Annotated in this window: 19 protein-coding genes and 1 riboswitch; of the genes, 15 read left to right on the plus strand and 4 right to left on the minus strand. The window is 68.2% G+C overall.

Translation table 11 applies throughout. The features are described 5' to 3' along the window. The 8 genes from BLS85_RS13105 to metE form a co-directional block, all read left to right on the plus strand. A partial coding sequence (locus BLS85_RS13105; RefSeq protein ID WP_176793719.1) for an autotransporter family protein occupies window positions 1–1,525 on the plus strand: 1,525 nt, incomplete at its 5' end. A 233-nt stretch (window positions 1,526–1,758) separates the two neighbouring features. After that, window positions 1,759–2,214: an acyl-CoA thioesterase gene (locus tag BLS85_RS13110; protein ID WP_245699223.1), complete on the plus strand. Its 456-nt coding sequence runs from the start codon at window positions 1,759–1,761 to the stop codon at window positions 2,212–2,214. After that, window positions 2,211–3,785, plus strand: a complete 1,575-nt coding sequence (locus BLS85_RS13115) for an MmgE/PrpD family protein (RefSeq protein ID WP_092787030.1) — start codon at window positions 2,211–2,213, stop codon at window positions 3,783–3,785. The genes BLS85_RS13110 and BLS85_RS13115 overlap by 4 nt, the downstream gene beginning before the upstream one ends. Before the next feature lie 12 nt (window positions 3,786–3,797). Continuing rightward, window positions 3,798–4,979, plus strand: a complete 1,182-nt coding sequence (gene prpC / locus BLS85_RS13120; RefSeq protein WP_092787032.1) for a bifunctional 2-methylcitrate synthase/citrate synthase — start codon at window positions 3,798–3,800, stop codon at window positions 4,977–4,979. A gap of 151 nt (window positions 4,980–5,130) precedes the next feature. Then, a complete protein-coding gene (gene prpB, locus BLS85_RS13125; protein WP_092787034.1) occupies window positions 5,131–6,108 on the plus strand; it encodes a methylisocitrate lyase in 978 nt (325 codons plus the stop codon). 30 nt (window positions 6,109–6,138) lie between these two features. Next, window positions 6,139–7,020, plus strand: a complete 882-nt coding sequence (locus tag BLS85_RS13130) for a phosphoribulokinase (RefSeq protein ID WP_092787036.1) — start codon at window positions 6,139–6,141, stop codon at window positions 7,018–7,020. 25 nt (window positions 7,021–7,045) lie between these two features. Then, a riboswitch (cobalamin riboswitch) is annotated at window positions 7,046–7,263 on the plus strand. A 162-nt stretch (window positions 7,264–7,425) separates the two neighbouring features. Next, a complete protein-coding gene (locus BLS85_RS13135) occupies window positions 7,426–7,773 on the plus strand; it encodes a hypothetical protein (protein WP_092787038.1) in 348 nt (115 codons plus the stop codon). Beyond that, the gene (metE, locus tag BLS85_RS13140) at window positions 7,770–10,046 is read left to right on the plus strand and encodes a 5-methyltetrahydropteroyltriglutamate--homocysteine S-methyltransferase (protein ID WP_092787040.1); all 2,277 of its coding nucleotides are present in this window, start codon (window positions 7,770–7,772) and stop codon (window positions 10,044–10,046) included. The genes BLS85_RS13135 and metE overlap by 4 nt, the downstream gene beginning before the upstream one ends. A 318-nt stretch (window positions 10,047–10,364) precedes the next feature. Here the strand turns inward: metE and BLS85_RS13145 are convergent, their stop codons facing one another. The 3 genes from BLS85_RS13145 to BLS85_RS19150 form a co-directional block, all read right to left on the minus strand. After that, entirely contained in the window at window positions 10,365–10,880 is a 516-nt protein-coding gene (locus tag BLS85_RS13145; RefSeq protein ID WP_092787042.1) for a DUF2076 domain-containing protein, read from the minus strand. Window positions 10,881–10,963: 83 nt separating this feature from the next. After that, window positions 10,964–11,419 (minus strand): M67 family metallopeptidase, encoded by a 456-nt coding sequence (locus BLS85_RS19145; protein WP_176793721.1) that lies wholly within the window; start codon window positions 11,417–11,419, stop codon window positions 10,964–10,966. Window positions 11,420–11,421: 2 nt separating this feature from the next. Next, window positions 11,422–11,730 carry a hypothetical protein gene (locus tag BLS85_RS19150; protein WP_176793723.1) on the minus strand — a complete coding sequence of 103 codons (309 nt, stop codon included), beginning with the start codon at window positions 11,728–11,730 and terminating at the stop codon, window positions 11,422–11,424. Window positions 11,731–11,800: 70 nt separating this feature from the next. On the opposite strand from BLS85_RS19150, the gene BLS85_RS13155 reads away from it, so the two are divergent. The 6 genes from BLS85_RS13155 to BLS85_RS13180 all read left to right on the plus strand — a co-directional run bounded on the left by BLS85_RS13155 (window position 11,801) and on the right by BLS85_RS13180 (window position 19,985). Further along, window positions 11,801–12,787 carry an RluA family pseudouridine synthase gene (locus BLS85_RS13155; RefSeq protein ID WP_092787044.1) on the plus strand — a complete coding sequence of 329 codons (987 nt, stop codon included), beginning with the start codon at window positions 11,801–11,803 and terminating at the stop codon, window positions 12,785–12,787. Between the two features lie 168 nt (window positions 12,788–12,955). Further along, complete coding sequence (rpoH, locus tag BLS85_RS13160; protein WP_092787046.1) at window positions 12,956–13,879, plus strand: RNA polymerase sigma factor RpoH; 924 nt, start codon at window positions 12,956–12,958, stop codon at window positions 13,877–13,879. Window positions 13,880–14,084: 205 nt separating this feature from the next. Continuing rightward, a complete protein-coding gene (locus BLS85_RS13165; protein WP_218128424.1) occupies window positions 14,085–14,912 on the plus strand; it encodes a M48 family metallopeptidase in 828 nt (275 codons plus the stop codon). A 429-nt stretch (window positions 14,913–15,341) separates the two neighbouring features. Continuing rightward, complete coding sequence (locus BLS85_RS13170; RefSeq protein ID WP_092787050.1) at window positions 15,342–17,618, plus strand: NADP-dependent malic enzyme; 2,277 nt, start codon at window positions 15,342–15,344, stop codon at window positions 17,616–17,618. A gap of 42 nt (window positions 17,619–17,660) precedes the next feature. Next, on the plus strand, window positions 17,661–19,196 hold the full coding sequence (locus tag BLS85_RS13175) for an ATP-binding protein (protein WP_092787052.1): 1,536 nt from the start codon (window positions 17,661–17,663) through the stop codon (window positions 19,194–19,196). Between the two features lie 255 nt (window positions 19,197–19,451). After that, window positions 19,452–19,985 carry an SH3 domain-containing protein gene (locus BLS85_RS13180; protein ID WP_245699224.1) on the plus strand — a complete coding sequence of 178 codons (534 nt, stop codon included), beginning with the start codon at window positions 19,452–19,454 and terminating at the stop codon, window positions 19,983–19,985. Window positions 19,986–20,012: 27 nt separating this feature from the next. Here BLS85_RS13180 and BLS85_RS13185 read toward each other — a convergent pair whose 3' ends face one another. Continuing rightward, window positions 20,013–20,213 (minus strand): zinc-finger domain-containing protein, encoded by a 201-nt coding sequence (locus BLS85_RS13185; protein WP_092787240.1) that lies wholly within the window; start codon window positions 20,211–20,213, stop codon window positions 20,013–20,015. Window positions 20,214–20,381: 168 nt separating this feature from the next. Between BLS85_RS13185 and BLS85_RS13190 the strand changes: the two genes are divergently transcribed. After that, complete coding sequence (locus BLS85_RS13190) at window positions 20,382–21,383, plus strand: ABC transporter ATP-binding protein (protein WP_245699234.1); 1,002 nt, start codon at window positions 20,382–20,384, stop codon at window positions 21,381–21,383. Window positions 21,384–21,412 lie beyond the last annotated feature (29 nt).

The raw sequence follows: 21,412 nt of genomic DNA on the forward strand, positions 1-21,412 counted from the left end.
AACCCTGGGGTCCCTGACCTTCCAGTCCGGAACCCTTGGCGGCAACACCATTCCGTTCGGCTTCACGGTGCCCTCTGGCAGCGTCCTGGCGCCGGGCAATTCCATTGGAACCATGACGGTCAACGGGGACGTCACCTTGTCCAACGGGTCCACTCTGGAAGTCGAGGTGGACGCCGACGGCAACGCGGACCTTCTGGATGCCAGCGGCGCCGTGACGATCCAGAGCGGCGCCAGCCTGAGCATCAAACCGGAAGACGGCACCGCCAGGGGAACCCGGCATGGCTACGAGACAGAGTATACAATCGTGTCGGCCGACGGCGGCATCACCGGGACCTTCGACACCGTCACCGATCCCTTCGCCTTCCTTGATCCGTCCCTGAGGTATGGCGCCACCGACCTTATCCTGGTGCTGACGCGCAACAACACGGATTTTTCGTCTCTGGCCCACACCCGCAATCAACGGGTCGCCGCCGAAGGCCTGGAAACGATAGACCCCAGCTCCCCGGTCTATGCGGCCGTCATCGTCCTGGAAACGGGCGAGCAGGCACGGGCCGCTTACGACGCCCTGTCCGGAGAGGTTCACGCGACAGCGGCAACCCTGCTCATGGAAGACGGCGGCCTGCTTCGGGACGCCGCCCTAAACCGCCAGCGCGGACCATCTCTCGGGGCCGGCCCTCTGGACGGCGGCCCCGCCGGTCGCCCGGACACCGGCGTCTGGGCGCAGGGATACGGTGCCTGGGGACAGCGCAGCGGCGCGGGTGGCGTCGCGGGCATCGACAGCAAGACCGGGGGCATCCTGGCCGGAGTGGACATCCCCCTTGGGGACGGTTGGTGGGGTGGCGCGATGCTGGGGTACGGCCACACCGCGTTCGACGTTGACGACCGGGCGTCCTCCGGCGACGCCGACCTGTTCCATGTCGGCGTTTATGGTGGAAAAGGATGGGACGGCCTGTCGCTTCGCATGGGGGCGACGTATTCCCGGATCGCCCTGGACACCGAGCGCGCCGTCCGGTTCACCGGGTTTTCCGAAACCCTGACCGCAGATCGGGGCGCCGATCTGGGTCAGACCTTCGTTGAGTTGGGTCAGAGGATCCCCATGGGTCGCGGCGCCATCGAACCCTTCGGCACTGTGGCCATGGCGGTCTTGCGGACGGGCGGGTTCTCCGAGGACGGCGGCGATGCGGCCTTGTCCTCGGATGGCGACGTCGAGGTTCGCGGCTTTTCCACCCTGGGCGTGGCGGGCGAAACATCGTTCGACGTTGGGGGCCTGGACGTGACGGTCAACGGACGCCTCGGCTGGCGCCACCTGTACGGCAGCGGCGCGCCGACCGCCGATCTTCACCTGTCCGGCGGCGACGATTTTGCCGTGGAAGGCGTGGACTTCGCCAGAGACTCCCTGGTCGCGAACCTGGGATTGACGGTGGCCCTTGGGGCTCAGTCGGAGATGAGCGTGTCGTATTCAGGCAACCACGCCTCGGGATCCCACGACCACGGCGGCAGCCTCAGGCTCGTGGGGCGGTTCTAGCCCTCATCTCGACAGCGGATGCGCCCGGCTCTTTCCTCGCGTTCCTCGCGCGACCGCTTCAGACGGCCGCCGATGGAAGCCTTTCGCACACCCAGGATATTCGCAACATTCGCAAAATTTCATGACTTCGCACGCCAATGCGCGCCCTTTCAGCCCTTAACGGCTCATCGAGCCTTGTGAATATTGCGGGTCATCGCCTCCCGGCACAAGCGGATTTCCGCCGAAAGGATGTCATGACCGCCGTCTCCGCCCCGATCCCCGCGCCCGACGCACCGCCGCCGCCGCCGACCACCCGGCTGGTGGAGATGGTGTTCCCGGAGCAGGCCAACCACTACGGCACCCTGTTCGGCGGCACCGCCCTGGCGCTGATGGGCAAGGCGGCGTTCGTCACCGCCAGCCGTCACGCCCGCTGCCCGGTGGTCATGGCCTCGTCGGAACGCATCGACTTCCGCATGCCGGTGCGCGTCGGGCAACTCGTTGAACTGGCCGGTACGGTCGAGCGCGTCGGTCGCAGTTCCCTGACCGTCCTGGTGCGCCTGCACGCCGAGACCCTCGGCTCCGGTGCCCGCGCCCTCGCCGTCGAGGGGCGCTTCCACATGGTGGCCGTCGACGAGACCGGCCGTTCCCGCCCAATTCCGGCCGCCCGTCCGGCCCAGGCCGACACTCTTTTGGAGACCGCCCACCCATGAAGCTGCACAGCGTCAGGACCTCCCCCTCCGCCGCCACGCCCGCCCGCCCGGATCAGTTGGCCTGGAAACTCGCCGCCGTGGCCGCCGACCCGGTGCCGGTGGATGACGACGTGGTGGAGATGATCGGCAACCGCATCATCGACAACGCCGCCGTCGCGGTGGCCTCGCTGAACCGCCGCCCGGTGGCGAGCGCCCGGGGTCAGGCGATCTGCCATGGCCTGCGCCCCGGCGCGACGGTGTTCGGCCTGTCGCCACACCGCCGCCTGTCGCCGGAGTGGGCCGCGTGGGCCAACGGCGTGGCGGTGCGCGAACTGGACTACCACGACACCTTCCTGGCCGCCGACTACTCCCACCCCGGCGACAACATTCCGCCGCTGCTGGCGGTGGCCCAGCATTGCGGGCTGAACGGCGCCGACCTGGTGCGCGGTCTGGCCGCCGCCTATGAACTCCAAGTCAATCTCGTCAAGGGCATCTGCCTGCACGAACACAAGATCGACCACATCGCCCATCTCGGTCCCTCCGCCGCCGCCGGCATCGGCGCGGCGCTGAACCTGCCGGTCGAAACCATCTGGCAGGCGGTTCAACAGGCCCTGCACGTCACCACCACCACGCGCCAGTCCCGCAAGGGCGAGATTTCGAGCTGGAAGGCCTACGCCCCCGCCTTCGCCGGCAAGATGGCCATCGAGGCGGTGGACCGCGTGATGCGCGGGGAGGGCGCGCCGACCCCGATCTATGAGGGCGAGGACGGCGTGATCGCCTGGATGCTGGGCGGCCCCGAGGCCGAGTACCACGTGCCCCTGCCCGAGCCGGGCGAGGCCAAGCGCGCGATCCTGGACACCTATACCAAGGAACACTCGGCCGAGTACCAGAGTCAGGCGCTGATCGACATGGCGCGCCGCCTGGGGCCCCGGATCGGCGACCTGTCGAAGGTCAAGGAGATCGTCATCCACACCAGCCATCACACCCATTTCGTGATCGGCACCGGCGCCAACGACCCGCAGAAGATGGACCCCAACGCCAGCCGCGAAACGCTGGACCACTCCATCATGTACATCTTCGCGGTCGCGCTTCAGGACGGCGGCTGGCACCACGAGGCGTCCTACAGCCCGACTCGCGCCAAACGCCCCGATACCGTGGCCTTGTGGCACAAGATCCGCACCGTCGAGGATGCGGAGTGGACCCGGCGCTACCACAGCCGCGATCCGAACGAAAAGGCGTTCGGCGGCCGGGTCGTGGTGGTGCTGGAGGACGGCCGCACCCTGGAGGATCAGATCGCCGTCGCCGACGCCCACCCCCTGGGCGCCCGACCGTTCGCCCGCGACCAGTACATCGCCAAGTTCCGCGCCCTGGCTGACGGCATCGTCGATGCGCACGAGCAGGACCGGTTCCTCGACACCGTGACCCGCCTGCCGCGCCTGTGCACCGAGGGTCTCACGGGCCTGACCATCTCCGTCCCGCCGGAGCGCCTGACCTGGAGTGAGCGTCGCGGACTGTTCGACGGCACACCCGGCGTCCGGGACACCACCGCCTCCCCTGAGGATGTTTCCCCCGTCGTCGCCAAGATCGCCTGAAGGGAGGGCCCCATGACCGCCTCTGCACCCCAAACCCCGAAGCCGAAGAAGTCCGTCGCCCTGTCGGGCATCGTCGCCGGCCGCACCGCCCTATGCACCGTCGGGCGCAGCGGTCACGACCTGCACTACCGTGGCTATGACATCCTGGATCTGGCCGAGACCTGCACGTTCGAGGAGATCGCCCACCTGCTGGTGTACGGCACCCTGCCGGATCCGATTGAACTGGCGGCCTATGCCCACCGCCTGAAGACGATGCGTGGTCTGCCGGAGGGGGTGCGCCGCGTTCTGGAACTGGTGCCGGCGGCCACCAATCCCATGGACGTCCTGCGCACCGGCGTCTCAGCGCTGGGGTGCGTGCTGCCCGAGGCCCCGGACCACAACCACGCCGGCGCGCGCATGATCGCCGACCGCCTGCTGGCGTCGCTGGGATCCATGCTGCTGTACTGGTACCACTTCACCCACAACGGCCGGCGCGTGGACGTCGAGACCGACGACCCCTCCATCGCCGCCCACTTCCTGCACCTGCTGCACGGCCACCCGCCGTCGGAGATGGTGGAGCGCGCGCTTCAGACCTCGCTGATCCTGTACGCCGAGCACGAGTTCAACGCCTCGACCTTCACGGCGCGCTCGATCGCCAGCACCGGGTCCGACCTGTACTCGGCGGTGGCCGGGGGCATCGGTGCCCTGCGCGGGCCGAAGCATGGCGGCGCCAACGAGGAAGCGTTCGAGATCCAGAGCCGCTATGCCACGCCCGACGACGCCGAGGCGGACATCCGTGCCCGCGTCGCCGCCAAAGAGGTGATCATCGGCTTCGGCCACCCCGTCTACACCATCAGCGACCCGCGCAACGTGGTCATCAAAGACGTGGCCCGACGCCTGTCCATGGCCGACGGGGCCATGCGTCTGTATGCCGTCGCCGAGCGCATCGAGTCCGTGATGTGGGACGCCAAGCAGATGTTCCCGAACCTGGACTGGTTCAGTGCCGTGGCCTATCACCGCATGGGCGTGCCGACCGCCATGTTCACGCCCTTGTTCGTCATGGCGCGAACCGCCGGGTGGTGTGCCCACATCATCGAACAGCGGACCGACAAGAAGATCATCCGGCCGTCCGCCGAGTACATCGGGCCGGAGACCCAAACCTTCGTGCCGCTGCGCGAACGGTCTCATCCAGGGGCGGCCTCCCGCGCGGCGTGATCACGACCGCCGCGCCTATCCTCCCCGGCCCTGTTTCGTCCACCGACCCTTGGTCGGCGCCGGTGGACGATGGGGGGCGCGGGTGGCCCCCCGTTGGCCTTGCGCACAACCGCCCGCGTCCCCCCCCTCCACCCCGTCAAGAGGTTCCTCCATGCCCTACCTCGTCGGCGCCGATGGCGCGTCCGAACCCGCCGGAGACCGGTTCCGCGCCCTGGTGAAACGGGGCGGTGTCCTCGGCATCCCCGGCGCCCACAACGGCATGGCCGCGTTGCAGGCCAAGGACGCCGGGTTCGAGGCGCTGTACCTGTCCGGCGCCGCCATGACCGCGTCCATGGGGCTGCCCGATCTGGGCATCATCACCGTGGACGAGGTGTGTTTCTTCGTCCGTCAGGTGGCGCGGGCCTCGGGCCTGCCGGTCCTGGTGGACGGCGACACCGGCTACGGCGAGGCCCTGAACGTCATGCACATGGTGCGAGCGTTCGAGGACGCTGGCGCCGCCGCCGTCCATATCGAGGACCAACGGCTGCCCAAGAAATGCGGTCACCTGAACGACAAGTCCCTGGTGGACGCGCACGAGATGGCCGCCAAGGTCGCCGCCGCCGCCACGGCGCGCCGCCATCTTTACGTGATCGCCCGCACCGACGCCGCCGCCAGCGAAGGGATTGACGGCGCGGTGGAGCGCGCGCGCCTGTACGTGGAGGCCGGGGCCGACGCCATCTTCCCGGAGGCCCTGACCAGTGCCGAGATGTTCCGCGCCTTCGCCGAGCGCCTGCCGGGCGTACCGCTGCTGGCCAACATGACCGAATTCGGCCGCACGCCCGTGTTCACGGCATCCGAGTTCGAGGCCATGGGCTACCGCATGGTAGTCTGGCCGGTCTCCTCGCTGCGGGTGGCGAACAAGGCCCAGGCGCGGCTTTACGAAACGTTGGCCCGCGACGGCGCCACCGAGGCCATGCTGCCCGCCATGCAGACCCGCGCGGAGTTGTACGACCTGCTCGACCTCGCCGGCTTCGAGGCCTTGGACGCGTCGATCGTGCGCTCGGTGGTGCCGACGGCCAACGATCAGAACCCTGACCACGACAGCAGCCGTGCCCCGCTGTTCGGCACGCGCGGCCTGTTCCGCGTCTGACCGCGTCTCTCGCCAGAAGGACCGTTCCTCTTGTCTCGCCTGCATCCCATCATTTCCGTGACCGGATCGTCCGGCGCCGGGACCTCCACCGTGAAGCACACGTTCGAGGAGATCTTCCGACGCGAGGGCGTGACCGCCGCCATGATCGAGGGCGATGCCTTCCATCGTCACGACCGCGCGGCGATGAAGGCCGAGCTTGAGCGCCGAACGGCGGAGGGCGACCACACCTTCAGCCACTTCAGTCTGGACGCCAACCTTCTGAGCGAACTGGAGGATTGCTTTCGGATCTTCGGCGAGACCGGCCGCACCCGCAGCCGCCACTATGTCCACGACGCCTCCGAGGCGGCGCGGTACGGGGCCGCTCCCGGAACCTTCACCGCGTGGGAGGAGATCGGCGCGGGGTGCGATCTGCTGCTGTACGAAGGGCTTCACGGGGCGGTGACAACCGAAGGAATCAACATCGCCCGGCACGCGGACCTGAAGATCGGTGTCGTCCCGGTCATCAATCTGGAGTGGATCCAGAAGATCCATCGAGATCGTGCCGCCCGGGGGTATTCCGCCGGGGCGGTCCAGGACGTGATCCTGCGCCGGATGCATTCCTACGCCAACGTCATCTGTCCGCAGTTCACGGAGACCGACGTCAATTTCCAGCGGGTGCCGATCGTCGACACGTCCAATCCATTCGTCGCCCGATGGATTCCGACCGCCGACGAATCGATTGTCGTCATCCGCTTCAAGGACCCGCGCGGCATCGACTTTCCCTATCTGACCTCGATGATCCACGATAGCTGGATGTCGCGCGCGAACTCCATCGTCGTGCCCGGGGGCAAGCTGGATCTGGCCATGCAACTCATTCTGACTCCCCTGATTCACAGACTGATCGACCGCGCCCGCACTGCGGCGCGGCCTTGACACCGGCCCATCGGACGGGTTTTGCTCAATCGTCATGCGCGACGGTCCCCGCGAGGGGTCAAAAGGGAATCCGGTGCGCGGCCGCCCCTCATCAAGGGCCGCAAGTCCGGAGCTGTCCCCGCAACTGTCAGCGGTGAAGGGTGCTCATTCCATGCCACTGGGATCCCGGCCAAGGGCCGCCCCGGGAAGGCGAGCCACCCCATGCCCGCGAGCCAGGAGACCTGCCGCCGCGCCTATTCCCCTTTTCGGCCGACCGGGGAAGTCGGTGGAGGCCGCGCCATGACTCCAGCGTTCGTCTTAAACTCGCGATTCGACCGGCCTGGGCCGGCCTAGGCCTTGCGCCCGCCGCGTCTTCGGTCGCGGCCGGTTCGCCTCTCCTGCGCGTCGCCGCCACGGGAGCCCGGCTTGGCCGGGACCGACCGAGGCGAGGCGCGCGTGGTGGCGTTGCGGCCCCGACCATCGGGCGATGCCTGGGATGATCCCGGTCGCCTGATCGACACCTGGATGCACAGCCCCCATCCGCCCGCGCACGACCCCGACACGCTGATCATCGCGTGGCTGGCCGCGCTGCCCCGGTCGGTGCCGCCCCCAAAGGCAGCGCGCTCGCTGCTGCGTCGGTTGGCGCCCGCGTCCTGCCATTCCCTGTCGGCGGCGCACCGCCGGCTGTTTGATTTGCTGGCCCATGTGGCCTCCCACACCCGGGTTCCCAACCCGGCCAACGATCCCCACCGATTGGAGAGCGACCCGTCATGACCCGATCCGCCATTCTCGGCTTCCCCCGCATCGGCGCCCACCGCGACCTCAAGAAGGCCGTCGAGGCCCACTGGAAGGGCCAGCTCGATCATGCCGGCCTGAACCGGGTCGCGGCCGACCTGCGGGCGCGACACTGGACCACGCAAAAGGGCGTCGGCATCGACGTCATCCCGTCCAACGACTTCTCGTTCTATGACCAAGTGCTGGACATGACCGCCGCCCTTGGCGCCGTGCCGGCCCGCTTCGGGCACGACGGCGGCCCGGTCGGCCTGAACACCCTGTTCGCCATGGCGCGCGGGACCGATGACGCGCCGGCCATGGAAATGACCAAGTGGTTCGACACCAACTATCACTACATCGTGCCGGAACTGCACACCGGGCAGCAGTTCACCCTGTCCACGACCAAGGCCGTGGACGAATTCAACGAGGCCAAGGCGCTGGGCATCGAAACGCGGCCCGTTCTGATCGGTCCGGTGACGTGGCTGTCGCTGGGCAAGGCCAAGGAGCCCGGCTTTGATCCGCTGTCCCTGCTGGAAGCGGTGCTGCCGGTCTATGTCGAACTGCTGAGCAGGCTGGCGTCCGCCGGCGCCGAATGGGTGCAAATGGACGAACCGATCCTGGCGCTCGACCTGACCGAGGCGCAGCGGAAGACCCTGAAGCGCGCCTACGGCCTACTCAGTGAGGTAGGGCCGAAGCTGATGCTGGCCACCTACTTCGAGGGCCTGCGCGACAACACCGAGCTGGCCACGGGGTTGCCCGTCTCCGGCCTGCACATCGATCTTGTTCGCGCGCCCGACCAACTCGACGCCGTTCTGGAGGCCCTGCGCGACGACGCCGTGCTGTCGCTGGGCGTGATCGACGGCCGCAACGTGTGGCGCGCCGACCTGGAGGCCGCGCTCGGGCCGGTCGACACCGCCGTGGCCCGCCTGGGGCCGGATCGGGTGCAGGTGGCGCCGTCGTGCTCGCTTCTGCACACGCCGGTCGACCTGGATCTGGAGACGGGTCTGGACGCCGAACTGCGCTCCTGGATGGCGTTCTCGGTGCAGAAGCTGGGCGAGGTGGTGACCCTGGCCACGGCCGCCCGGACAGATCGCGCGGTCGTGGCCGACACGCTGGCGGCGAGTTCGGAAGCGGCCGCCGCGCGCCGGACCTCGACGCGCATCCACGATGCCGCCGTGGCCGCGCGCCTCGCCGCCGTCACCCCGGCCGACACGCGGCGCCACAGCCCGTTCCCGGACCGTCAGGCGGCACAGCGCGCGCGGCTGGGTCTGCCGGCCTTCCCGACCACCACCATCGGCTCGTTCCCGCAGACCACCGAGGTGCGGCAGAAGCGCGCCGCCTTCCGCCGGGGCGACATCGATCAGGCTGCCTACGATGGCTTCCTGAAGGACGAAACCGAACGCACCGTCCGCATCCAGGAAGAGCTGGGCCTGGACGTGCTGGTGCACGGTGAGTTCGAACGCAACGACATGGTGGAGTACTTCGGCGAACACCTGTCCGGCTTCGCCTTCACCCGCAACGGCTGGGTTCAGTCCTACGGCTCGCGGTGCGTCAAACCGCCGGTGATCTTCGGCGACGTCTCGCGGCCGGAACCGATGACCGTGGGTTGGTCGTCCTACGCGCAGTCCCTGACCGCCCGCCCCATGAAAGGCATGCTGACCGGGCCGGTCACCATTCTGAACTGGTCGTTCGTGCGCGACGACGTGCCGCGGTCCCAGACCTGCCGCCAGATCGCCTTGGCCATCCGCGACGAGGTCGTGGACCTGGAAGCTGCGGGCATCGGCGTCATCCAGATCGACGAGCCGGCGCTGCGCGAGGGCCTGCCGCTGCGCACCACCGACTGGGACGCCTATCTGGCCTGGGCGGTGGAGAGCTTCCGGCTGGCGTCGTCGGGGGTGGCGGACGAGACCCAGATCCACACCCACATGTGCTACTGCGAGTTCAACGACATCATGCCGTCCATCGCCGCCCTGGACGCCGACGTGATCTCCATCGAGACCTCGCGGTCGGACATGGAGCTTCTGGACGCTTTCGTGGACTTCCACTACCCGAACGAAATCGGCCCGGGTGTCTGGGATATCCACGCGCCGCGCGTGCCGCCGATGGAGGAGATGCGTCGCATGCTCGAAAAAGCCGCCAAGGTGTTGCCGGCCGATAACCTGTGGGTCAATCCGGACTGCGGCCTGAAAACCCGGGGCTGGCCCGAGGTCAAGGCCAGCCTGGAGAATCTGGTCACGGCGGCGCGCAGCCTGAGGCAGTCGAAGGCGGCGTAACCCGACACCACGCCGCAACAACGGAGGCAGCGGCGGATGCAGACACCCGGTCCAGAGGGCACCACCGGATCGGCGGCGGCCGCCCGCCATGACGCTGGACGGCATCGTGGCGGGCGGCAAGGTCGCGCCAGCGCGCGCTGGCGCGGATGGACAGCTATCCGGACGACGCCCTGACCACGGTTCTCCTGAAGACGGCGTGGCGCGCTCCGCGCGCCCACGTCAGCTTGGAGACCGTCACCCAGCCGTGCGATAACTGAACGCGGGCAGAGCGAGGGAGGAGGTGCCCCCCTCCCCGCGCATGCGGCCACACGAACGGAATCAGAGGAACTCGCCGCCGCCGAGATCACCGAAGTCCCCGAAATCGGCGTCACCGCCGTCGGCCATCTGATCCATGCCGTCCGCCCCGGCCTCGCCGTCACTGAACATCGACGCGATGGCCCCACCCAGCAGCACGCCGCCGGTGACGCCCAGGGCGGTCTGCGCGGCTCCGGCGAGGAAACCGCCGCGCGGGACATCCCGGAACGGCGAGGCCGCCGCCGCGCGGTTGGCGCGCGAGCGGTTGGGCGCCATTCCCCCCAGAAAGCCGGACAGAAAGCCACCGTCGGCGGCCGGGGCGGGGCCGCGCTCCAGGTCATCGATGCGGGCGCGGGCCTCCTTCAGCGCCTGTTCCTGGACCAGGATCGTCTGGGCCATGACATAAGCCGCGTCGGGCTGCGCGGCCATGCGCTCGGAAATGAGCCTCTCGGCCGCCGGATCGCGGGACGAGGCCTGGGCCGCCGCCTCCCGCAGCCGGTCGAACAGATCATTGATCATCGCGCGTTCGGACGAATCCATGTCGTGCCTCCTGCCTGGGTGTGGAACCGATCATCCTGGACGGCAGATGGGGGCGGACCCGGACCACCGCCAGACGGTCGGGATCAGGCTGTCGCGTCGGTCCGCAGGCGCAACGGCCGGAACCCGGCGGCGCCGTTTTCACCGACAGGCCCCTCGACGGCCCAGGCGGTCGCGACCGGGTCGGCATCGTCCGGCCCGCGCAGGGCGACGATCAGCCAGATCAGGTCCGCCTCGAACGCCGCGCGGCGGTCGGTCTCGCTCGGCGCCGCCGCGTGCCCCGGGTGGGAGTGGAAATGTCCGATCACCCGCGACGGTCCGCCGCGCAGGCCTTTCATGAGGGCGATGCGCGCCGCCGGGTCCACCTCGAAGCGGTCGGGCCGGCCGCCAGCGGCCACATTGGGGGTGGGGTGGGCAATCTCGATCCACACCGTCCCGTCAGCCCCATCACGGCCAGAGAGCAGGCCGCACGCCTCGCGCGGCCAGCCGGCGCGAACGTGGGCCAGGATGACCGCGCGCGCTGATTCCGGCAGGATGACCATGCTTACCGCGAAGGCGAGCCGTGGACCGCCACGGTGCCGAGCCGGCGTCCGTCGGCGGGGTCGATCACCACCACGCGATCGGGACGGCCGCCGCCGGTCAGACCCAGAATCACACGCCCCTGTCCGTCGGACATCATGTGGCTGATGCGCGTGCCCTCCGGTTCGTCCAGGCTGGCGCGGTCGAACACCGCGCGGTCGCCGTCGTCCCGCCCCAATTTCCCGGACTGCTGCATCATGCCGTAGCCGAACAGGCCCAGCCCCAGCAGGATGAGCACCCCCATGAAGACGACGAGGCTCTTGACGGCGGCCATGTGGAAATCCCTCGGTGGCGGCGGATATGATCCGGCAAACGACAACGTCCCGCCGATATACGGTTGAATCATGAGCCAAGGCAACGATTCCGCACCCGACGCGGCCCCCTTCACCGCCATCGTGCCCCCGGACGCCCAGGGCCAACGCCTGGATCGCTGGCTGACGGGAACCCATGGCGGACATTCGCGTTCCCGATTGAAGGCCTTGATCGAAGGGGGGGCTTTGACGGTGGACGGCATGACCATGACGGACCCGGCGCGGCGCCTGAAGGCGGGCGAGACGGTGTGTCTCGTTGAACCGCCGCCGGTGGATCCGACCCCGCGTCCCGACGCCGTCCCGCTGACGGTGGTGTTCGAGGACGCCCATGTGATCGTCATCGACAAGCCGGCGGGAATGGTGGTGCATCCGGCCCCGGGCAATCCGGATCGGACGCTCGTCAACGCCCTGCTGGCGCATTGCGGCGACAGCCTGTCGGGCATCGGCGGGGTGCGCCGGCCGGGCATCGTTCACCGGCTGGACAAGGAGACCAGCGGACTCATGGTCGTGGCCAAGACCGACCGGGCGCATCGGGCGTTGGCAGCGCAGTTCGCCGATCGCACCCTGCACCGGGTCTATCACGCGCTTGTCTGGGGTGTGCCGAGCCCGGCCGTCGGCGAGGTCGAGGGCGCCATCGGCCGCCACCCCACCCAGCGCACGCGCATGGCCGTGGTGGCCTCGGGCGGCAAGCCGGCCCTGACGCGCTACCGGACCCTGCGCGCCTGGGGCACGGGCCTTGCTCTGGTCGAATGCCGGCTGGCCACCGGGCGCACCCACCAGATTCGAGTCCACATGTCCCACATAGGCCACTCTCTTGTCGGGGACGCGACCTACGGTAAGGTGCCGCGCCGCCCGCCGCTGCCGCCGGAGGCAATGGCCCCCCTGGTCAGCCTGCCGCGTCAAGCGCTGCATGCGGTGGCCCTGGGATTTTGCCATCCGGAGACCGGTGAACCGATGACCTTCGAGTCCCGTATCCCGGATGTGATCACCGATATCCTGACCCGCCTTAACGAGATGTAACGTTTCGGCCTCATTTCTGACCAATTCGGTACAGTATGATTGGACTCGGACATGCAGGCGGGTTAGGATCGTTCCAATTCATGCTGGAGGATGACACCTCCTTCCTCCGGCGCAGGCAGACATCCACGCCCCACAGACCGGCGGGATCGGCGACAGGGAGAGCGAGACATGGCGAGTGCACGCGGCGGCCTCCTTGGCCTTGAACCGGAGAGCAACCTGTCACGGTACCTTCAGGATATCCGGAAGTACCCGATGTTGACTCCGGACGAAGAGTACATGCTGGCCAAACGCTATCAGGACTCCGAGGACGGCGAGGCCGCCCACCGGCTGGTCTCCAGCCATCTGCGTCTGGTGGCCAAGATCGCCATGGGCTACAGGGGCTACGGCCTGCCCATGGGCGAGGTGATTTCGGAGGGCAACGTCGGTCTGATGCAGGCCGTCAAGCGCTTCGACCCGGATCGCGGCTTCCGGTTGGCCACGTATGCGATGTGGTGGATTCGCGCCTCGATCCAGGAATACATCCTGCATTCCTGGTCCCTGGTGAAGATGGGCACCACGGCGGCGCAGAAGAAGCTGTTCTTCAACCTGCGCAAGATGAAGGGCCAGCTCCAGCTCATGGAGGACGGCGACCTGCCGTTCGAAAGCGTGACCGTGATCGCCACCAAGCTAGGCGTGCCGGAACAGGACGTGGTCAACATGAACCGCCGCCTGGGCAGCCCCGACCACTCACTGAACGCGCCGGTGCGCATGGACGGCGAGGGCGAGTGGCAGGACTGGCTCGTCGATGACGGCGAGAGTCAGGAAGCGATGCTGGCCGACCACGAGGAACTGAGCCAGCGCCGTGACCTGCTGGCCCGCGCCATGGAAACCCTGAACCAGCGTGAGCGCCACATCCTGACCGAACGGCGCCTGAGCGAGGAGCCGATGACGCTGGAGGACCTCTCCCGCGAATACGGTATCTCGCGCGAGCGGGTGCGCCAGATCGAGGTGCGCGCGTTCGAGAAGCTGCAACAGTGGATGCAGCGTGCCGGTCCCGGCGGTCAGGGCGGCCACCACACCGCCCCGAGCGGCGCCATGTCAGCGATGGCGTGACGGTCGGTCACCCAACCCGAAACACAACCAAAACGGCAGGGCGTCGGCGATTCCGTCGGCGCCCTTGCCGTGTCAAAAGGCGCCGCACGGCTCCCCCGGCCATCCGTCCGTTGGCCGACGCCAAATCTCCTTACCGCCTGCGGCGAACCGGAGTATCCTTCCAGGCCGTTCCGGTGTTCCGGGTTTGTCGCCGCAGAACAGGACCATGACGCGCATGCTGGATGACCGCTCCGCCCCCCGAACCGTTACCGTTGATCGATCCCGCCCCGTTCGCCTGACCCGCCGAGGGCTGTTGCAGGGGCTCGCCTCCGGCAGTGTCGTGGCCCTGACCGGGTGCGTCGCCAATCCCCACCTGGGGGGACGCGAGCAGCTCATGCTGGTGAGCGATTCGCAGCTCGCGGCCATGTCCGGCACGACCTGGCAGCAGGTGACGCAACAGTACCGACCCGTGCGCCGGGGACACATGGCGCAGGCGGTGGACCGGGTGGGCCACCGGATCGTCGGCGCCTCCGGTCTGGATCCCAATCGGAACTGGCAGTTCACGTTGCTGGACAGCAACGAGGTCAACGCCTTCGTCCTACCGGGCGGGCAGGTGGCCTTTTTCGAGGGCATCACGCAAAAGTTCCAGAACGAAGATCAGATGGCGACGGTCATGGGCCACGAGGTCGGCCATGTCGCCGGGCGCCATGCCGCCGAGCGGGCCAGCCAGCAGCTTGTCGCCGGGCTCGGCATGACGGTCGCTCAGGTCATCATCGCCAGTTCGGATACGCGCTACGCCGCCGAGATCGCCGGCGTGCTCGGCGCCGGCGTGACCTTCGGCTACATCCTGCCCTATTCCCGCCAGCACGAATACGAGGCCGACGCCCTGGGGCTGCGCTACATGGCGCGGGCCGGATACCAACCCCGGGAATCGGTCCGGTTCTGGCAGAACATGATGGGCTCGGGCCAGCAAGTGACTGAGTTCATGTCCACGCATCCCAGCGACCGCAACCGGATCGCCGCCCTCAACCACCAGATCCAGTCTCTGGGCTGATCCCTGGGCTGACCCAGTTCCCAATCGTTGGAGGGCGGCGGTTTCCACCTGCCCCCTCCTCACTGCATCAACAAATCTGCTTGATTCACATAGATTTGCTTCATCTCGTCATTGCAAGAAGCGTAGCAACGAAGCAATCCAGGACACGGGGCGCGATCCTTCGCTCTGGGTTGCTTCGCCCTCGTCTGGCGACGAGGGCTCGCAATGACGAGTCACGTCGCCGCACGGGCGACGAGATACCGCGTCTTCGGAAAGATAGTGTGATGACGATAAAGCTGAGGGCGCGAACCCCAAGAAATCTCTGGGCAGGCGCGCGCCGAACCGGCACCATGGCGTCCGTCAGGTACCGTGGGCGTTTCCTTCTTGCGTCTCGCCCCGGCCTTCCCTCCCCCACCCGCGATCCCTCAACATCAGGCGAACACGACCGGCATGGACGACACCAAAGACACCGCAGCCAACAACCTGAAGCGCGAGGCGCTGCTGATGCACGCCTCCGGCCGACCCGGCAAGCTGGAGATCACGCCCACCAAGCCCCTGACCACGCAGCGCGACCTGTCGCTGGCCTATTCGCCCGGCGTGGCGGCCCCGTGCCTGGAGATCGAGCGCGATCCCTCGACCGCCTACGACTACACCGCGCGCGGCAACCTCGTCGCGGTGATCTCGAATGGCACCGCCGTGCTTGGCCTGGGCGATCTGGGGGCGTTGGCCTCCAAGCCGGTGATGGAAGGTAAGGCCGTCCTGTTCAAGAAGTTCGCCGACATCGATGCGCTGGACCTGGAGGTGGACACCCGCGACGTCGATGAGTTCATCAACGCCGTGCGATACCTGGGACCGAGCTTCGGTGGCATCAACCTGGAAGACATCAAGGCCCCGGAATGCTTCATCATCGAACAGCGCCTGAAGGAGCTGATGAACATTCCGGTGTTCCACGATGACCAACACGGCACCGCCATCATCGTCGCCGCCGGCCTGACCAACGCCTGTCACCTGACCGGCCGGGCGATGGACGAGATCACTGTCGTGGTCAACGGCGCGGGAGCCGCCGGCGTCGCCTGCGCCGAACTCATCAAGTTCATGGGCGTGCGCCACGACAACGTCATGCTATGCGACACCAAGGGGGTGATCCACCGCGAGCGGTCCAACCTGAACCAATGGAAATCCGCGCACGCGGTCGACACCGACCGGCGGTCCCTGGCTGATGCCCTGGAAGGCGCCGACGTGTTCCTGGGCCTGTCGGTGAAGGGCGCGGTGACGCCGGAGATGGTGGCGTCGATGGCCGACCGGCCGATCATCTTCGCCATGGCCAATCCGGATCCCGAAATCACGCCAGAGGAAGTGGCCACTGTGCGCTCCGACGCCATCATGGCCACCGGGCGCTCCGACTACCCCAACCAGATCAACAACGTGCTGGGCTTCCCCTACATCTTCCGCGGGGCGCTGGACGTACGTGCACGCTCTATCAACATGGAGATGAAGGTGGCCGCAGCCCGCGCCATCGCCATGCTGGCGCGGGAGGACGTGCCCGACGAGGTGGCGGCGGCCTACGCCGGCCGGCGGCTGCGCTACGGGCCGGACTACATCATCCCGGTGCCGTTCGACCCGCGCATGATCTTCGCCATTCCGCCAGCCGTGGCGCGCGCCGCGATGGACACCGGCGTGGCGACCATGCCCATCGTGGACATGGACGGCTATCGGCAGGCGCTGTCGGCCCGCCTCGATCCGACGGCGGCCAGCCTTCAGGCCATCCACAACGAGGTGGCACGGCATCCCCAGCGGGTGGTGTTCGCCGAGGGCGAGGAAGAGAAGTCGATCCGCGCCGCCGTGGCCTTCCGCAACGGCGGATACGGCACGCCCATTCTGGTCGGGCGCGAGGAGCGTATCGCCGAGGCGGTCTCCAGACTGGGACTGGGCAGCTTGGAGGGGATCGAGGTCTACAACGCCCGTGTTTCGTCGCACAACAAAACCTACACGGACTATGTCTACAGCCGCATGAACCGCAAGGGCGCGCTGTACCGCGATGCCCAGCGCTGGGTGAACCAGGATCGCAACGTCTTCGGCGCCTGCATGGTGGCCCTGGGCGACGCCGACGCCATGGTCACCGGCCTGACCCGCCACCAGCACCATGCGCTGGCGCAGATCGCCATGTGCGTCGATCCGACTCCGAGCGAGTTGGTCATGGGGCTGACCATGGTGGTCTCCAAGGGCCGAACGGTGTTCATCGCCGACACCACCGTTCACGAGGCGCCGACGGCCGGCGAGATGGCCGACATCGCCCAACAGGCGGCCCGCGCCGCGCGCCGGCTCGGTCATGAGCCCCGGGTGGCGTTGCTGTCCTACTCCACCTTCGGTGCGCCGGCCGGAGAGAACCCGATTCGCACTCGGGAGGCGGTTCGCATCCTGGAAGAGCGCCACCCCGACTTTGAGTTCGAGGGCGAAATGGGGGCCCATGTCGCGTTGGATGCCGACCTTCTGAAGATGTATCCGTTCTCGCGATTGAGCGGACCGGCCAACGTTCTGATTATGCCCGGCCTGAACTCTGCGAACATTTCATACAAACTTCTTCAGAAACTAGGCGGCGGAACTGTCATTGGTCCCATGTTGCTGGGGTTGTCCCGGCCGGTTCAGATCACCGCCATGGATGCCACGGTCTCCGACATGGTTCATATGGCGGTGATGGCGGCGCACGACGCCCTCAAGCGGGGCTAGCGGGCGCCGTCGGGGTCCGGCGGACGCTGCGAGAGGCATGCCATGATCCGCGACGCCGAGGCCAGGACCGACAACCAGAGGCTCCCGTCCGGCCGCCTGTTCGGCGCGGCGGCCTTGTTGTCGGTGCCCGGTGTAATCGTGGTGGCGGGGCTGGCCATGTTCGGCGGTTTGGATCCGCCGTGGCTGGCGATCCCCGCCGTCGGCGCGATGGTGGCGGGAACGGCGCTGATGGTGCGCCCCTACCTGCGCGACCTCCGGGCCGTGGAGCAGACCGCCCGTGCTTTGGTCGAGACATCGGCGGACCCGTCGGCGCCGCCGATCCCCACCCCGGAGATCGTCTATTCCCGTCTGGCGCGCGGCCATATGGCGGCGGTCCAGGAGTTGCGCCGGGCCTGTGACCGCCGCGTAGAGGCCCTCACCGCGCGCACGGAGTCCGATGCTTTGGTGGTGGAGGGGCTGCCCGATCCGATCCTGCTGATTGATGCCAAGGCCACGGTGACACGGGTCAACGCCGCCGCCCGGGCCCTGTTCGGACGCGACGGGGCGGGCCGCTCGTTGACCGTCCTTCTGCGTGATCCGCGCGTGCTGGAGGCGGTCGAGGCGGTGCTGGCCGGCGGCGGCGGCCGGACCGTTCAGGTCACGCTGGCCGGACCCGTGGAGCGCGAGTGCGAAGTCCGCGTCGGGCCGCTGCCGCAACGCGACCGCGAGGGCGCCGAGGCGATGATCGCCGTCCACGACGTGACCAAGCTGGTGCGGCTGGAACGCATGCGCGCCGACTTCGTCGCCAACGCCAGCCACGAATTGCGCACGCCGCTGTCCAGTCTGGTCGGCTTCATCGAAACCCTGATGGGACCGGCCCGCGAGGACGCCGAGGCCCGCGAGCGCTTCCTGCCGATCATGATGGAGCAGGGCCGGCGCATGCAGCGCCTCGTCGAGGACCTGCTGTCGCTGTCACGCATCGAGATCAATGAACACAGCCCGCCGACGGGCTCGGTGCTGGTGCCGGACCTGATCCGGGATATCGCCACCGGCCTCGAACTGAAAAGTCGGGACAAGGGAATGTCCGTCGTTCTCGACCTGGATCCGGATTTGCCCGCCGTCGCCGGCGAGCCGGACCAGTTGAGCCAAGTCTTCCAGAACCTGCTGGACAACGCCATCAAGTACGGACGTGCCAAAACCGCCATCACGGTTTCCGGGGGCGTGGTGGCGCGGGCGCCGGTCGGCATGCCAGGATCCCGGGGACCGTGCCTGCATGTCGCCGTGCGCGACGAGAGCGAGGGTATTCCGCGCGAACACCTGCCCCGGTTGACCGAGCGGTTCTATCGCGTCGACCGCGCGCGCTCGCGCCAGATGGGCGGCACCGGCCTGGGGTTGGCTATCGTCAAGCATGTGCTGGCGCGCCACCGGGGCCTTCTGGTGCCTGAAAGCGTGGTCGGAGAGGGCAGCACGTTCAATGTCTACTTGCCGTTGTCGGCGCCAGCAGAGGCTCCGGTCCCCGTGCCGCTGGAAGCCCTGCCGCGTCACGCCGTCGAGGCGACCGCGCCACCCGACGCCGAAAGGCGAAAAACCGCATCGTGAGCGGCCTTGGGCCGGGACTTGACCGCGCCGGCCCACGAGCCGCTATAATGCTCATGTAAGATTCGCCGCGCGGGGCGGGTGTTGACCCGGTAGGGTTAAGCGCCAACCCGGCGGGGGTGAGCGCCAAACGACACCCGCAAACAGCACGCGATGAGAGCAGGCCCACGGCCCATGACCTGCAAAACACGACAGATTGGCTCATATCGTCGCGGGCGAGACCGTGCCGGATGGCTTTCGCGCGGTGGCGCGGCAATCGTGGCCCTGAGCGCCTGCTTGGCGCTGCCGCCCGTCGCGGCCACCGCCCAGGACCAGGACACCGTGCCGGACCCCACCGCCGAGGCGGACGCACCGACGCTGGGACCGAGCGGACTGCCGCTGCCGCGTTTCGCCTCGCTGGGGTCGGACCACATCAACATGCGCACCGGGCCGGGCACGCGTTATCCCGTCACCTGGGTTTACAAGCGTCAGGGGCTGCCGGTCGAGGTGGTCCAGGAGACCAATGACTGGCGCCGGGTACGCGACCCGGACGGCGACGAAGGTTGGGTCCACAAGGTCATGCTGTCCAACAGCGCGCGCATGGCCCTGGTGTCGGGCGCGACCCCAGCCGTGCTGCTGCGCCAGCCCGATGCCGCCGCCGAGGGCATCGCCGAGATCGAGGCGGGAGCGCTCGTCAAGGTGCTGCAGTGCCCCGAGAACTCGGACCATTGCCGGGTGGAGGCGCAACGCTTCCAGGGCTGGCTGCCGCGCGCGGCCCTTTGGGGACTCCTCCCCGACGAAGAGGTGGACTGATCCGCCCATCGCCGCCCCGTTTGGCGTTCAGTGCACCGGGTCGGCCGCCGCCTTTTCCGCCAGCACGAAACGACGCGAGCAGTAGGGGCAGACCACGTCGCGCTCCCCGGGCTTGATGTGCAGGAACACGCGGGGATGGCCCAGCGCGGTGCCGATTCCGTCGCACGCCACCTCGTGGCTGGTGACCTCGACCGTTTCCGTCACGGGGAAGGTGGGGGTGTGCTCCATGGTGCGTCTCCTCGATTTTCTGCGGCGCCGTCCTATGTAGGAGGAGGCTGCCGGACTGATTCCCGGGATCATAACCGTCCGGCGGCCCCGCGCAACATCCTGCATCGTTCCTATTCCCGCTCCGACACGAGGCCCGCCGTGACCGCCCCCGCCCTGACCGAGACCGTCCTGAACACGCATGGCGCCCCCGCCCCCAATAACGCCCCCAATAACGCCATCGAGATCGCGCACCTGACCAAGGTCTACCGCTCCCGCGCCAGCCAGTCCGGACGTAAGGGGGCGGACAAGGCCCCGCCCCGAGCGCTGGACGACGTCTCGCTGACCATTCCGCGCGGCAGCTTTTTCGCCCTGCTGGGACCCAACGGCGCCGGCAAGTCCACGCTCATCAACGTCATGGCCGGGCTGGTGATGAAGACGTCCGGCACGGTGCGCATCTGGGACCTGGACATCGACCGCCAAGCCCGCCAATCGCGCGCGGCCATCGGCATCGTACCCCAGGAACTCAACCTCGATCCGTTCTTCACGCCGCGCGAGTTGCTGGAGGTGCAGGCCGGCCTGTACGGGCTGTCCCGCCCGGAGCGGCGCACCATGGAGATCCTGGAGTCCGTTGGGTTGGCCGACAAGGCCGACGCCTACGCCCGCACGCTGTCGGGCGGCATGCGCCGGCGCCTGCTGGTGGCCAAGGCCATGGTTCACAGTCCGCCCGTCCTGGTGCTGGACGAACCCACAGCCGGCGTCGATATCGAACTGCGCCAGCAACTGTGGTCGATGATCAAAGACCTGAACGCGCGCGGCACCACCATCCTGCTGACCACGCACTACCTGGAAGAGGCCGAGACCCTGTGCGACCGCACCGCCATCATCAACAAGGGGCAGGTGGCGGCCTGCGACACCACCCGCAACCTGCTGCGGCGGCTGGATTCCAAGACCGTGAGCGTCACCGTGGCCGGGGGGGCTCCGGACCCGCTGCCGCCGGCGTTGGCGGCGCTGGACGCGTGCGTGCGGCCTGACGGCCAGATCCTGGTGCGCTACAAGCCGAGCGAGACGCCCATCGGCCGCATCCTGGATGCCTTCCGCGCCGCCGGCCTGGAGATCTGCGATCTGGTGACCGAGGAAACCGACCTGGAGGACATCTTCCTTCAGCTCACGCGGGACGGCGGAGGGGTGTAACCGCGCTCCGGATTTCCCCGTGCCCCCGG

This window comes from Rhodospira trueperi (assembly GCF_900101965.1).
Classification (GTDB): Bacteria; Pseudomonadota; Alphaproteobacteria; order Rhodospirillales; family Rhodospirillaceae; genus Rhodospira; species Rhodospira trueperi.

Coding starts and splice junctions, on each gene's coding strand:
- BLS85_RS13110 (WP_245699223.1), top strand. CDS start 1,759: ATGACCGCCGTCTCCGCCCCGATCCCCGCGCCCGACGCACCGCCGCCG.
- BLS85_RS13115 (WP_092787030.1), top strand. CDS start 2,211: ATGAAGCTGCACAGCGTCAGGACCTCCCCCTCCGCCGCCACGCCCGCC.
- prpC (WP_092787032.1), top strand. CDS start 3,798: ATGACCGCCTCTGCACCCCAAACCCCGAAGCCGAAGAAGTCCGTCGCC.
- prpB (WP_092787034.1), top strand. CDS start 5,131: ATGCCCTACCTCGTCGGCGCCGATGGCGCGTCCGAACCCGCCGGAGAC.
- metE (WP_092787040.1), top strand. CDS start 7,770: ATGACCCGATCCGCCATTCTCGGCTTCCCCCGCATCGGCGCCCACCGC.
- BLS85_RS13145 (WP_092787042.1), bottom strand. CDS start 10,880: ATGGATTCGTCCGAACGCGCGATGATCAATGATCTGTTCGACCGGCTG.
- BLS85_RS19145 (WP_176793721.1), bottom strand. CDS start 11,419: ATGGTCATCCTGCCGGAATCAGCGCGCGCGGTCATCCTGGCCCACGTT.
- BLS85_RS19150 (WP_176793723.1), bottom strand. CDS start 11,730: ATGGCCGCCGTCAAGAGCCTCGTCGTCTTCATGGGGGTGCTCATCCTG.
- BLS85_RS13155 (WP_092787044.1), top strand. CDS start 11,801: ATGAGCCAAGGCAACGATTCCGCACCCGACGCGGCCCCCTTCACCGCC.
- rpoH (WP_092787046.1), top strand. CDS start 12,956: ATGGCGAGTGCACGCGGCGGCCTCCTTGGCCTTGAACCGGAGAGCAAC.
- BLS85_RS13165 (WP_218128424.1), top strand. CDS start 14,085: ATGACGCGCATGCTGGATGACCGCTCCGCCCCCCGAACCGTTACCGTT.
- BLS85_RS13170 (WP_092787050.1), top strand. CDS start 15,342: ATGGACGACACCAAAGACACCGCAGCCAACAACCTGAAGCGCGAGGCG.
- BLS85_RS13175 (WP_092787052.1), top strand. CDS start 17,661: ATGATCCGCGACGCCGAGGCCAGGACCGACAACCAGAGGCTCCCGTCC.
- BLS85_RS13185 (WP_092787240.1), bottom strand. CDS start 20,213: ATGGAGCACACCCCCACCTTCCCCGTGACGGAAACGGTCGAGGTCACC.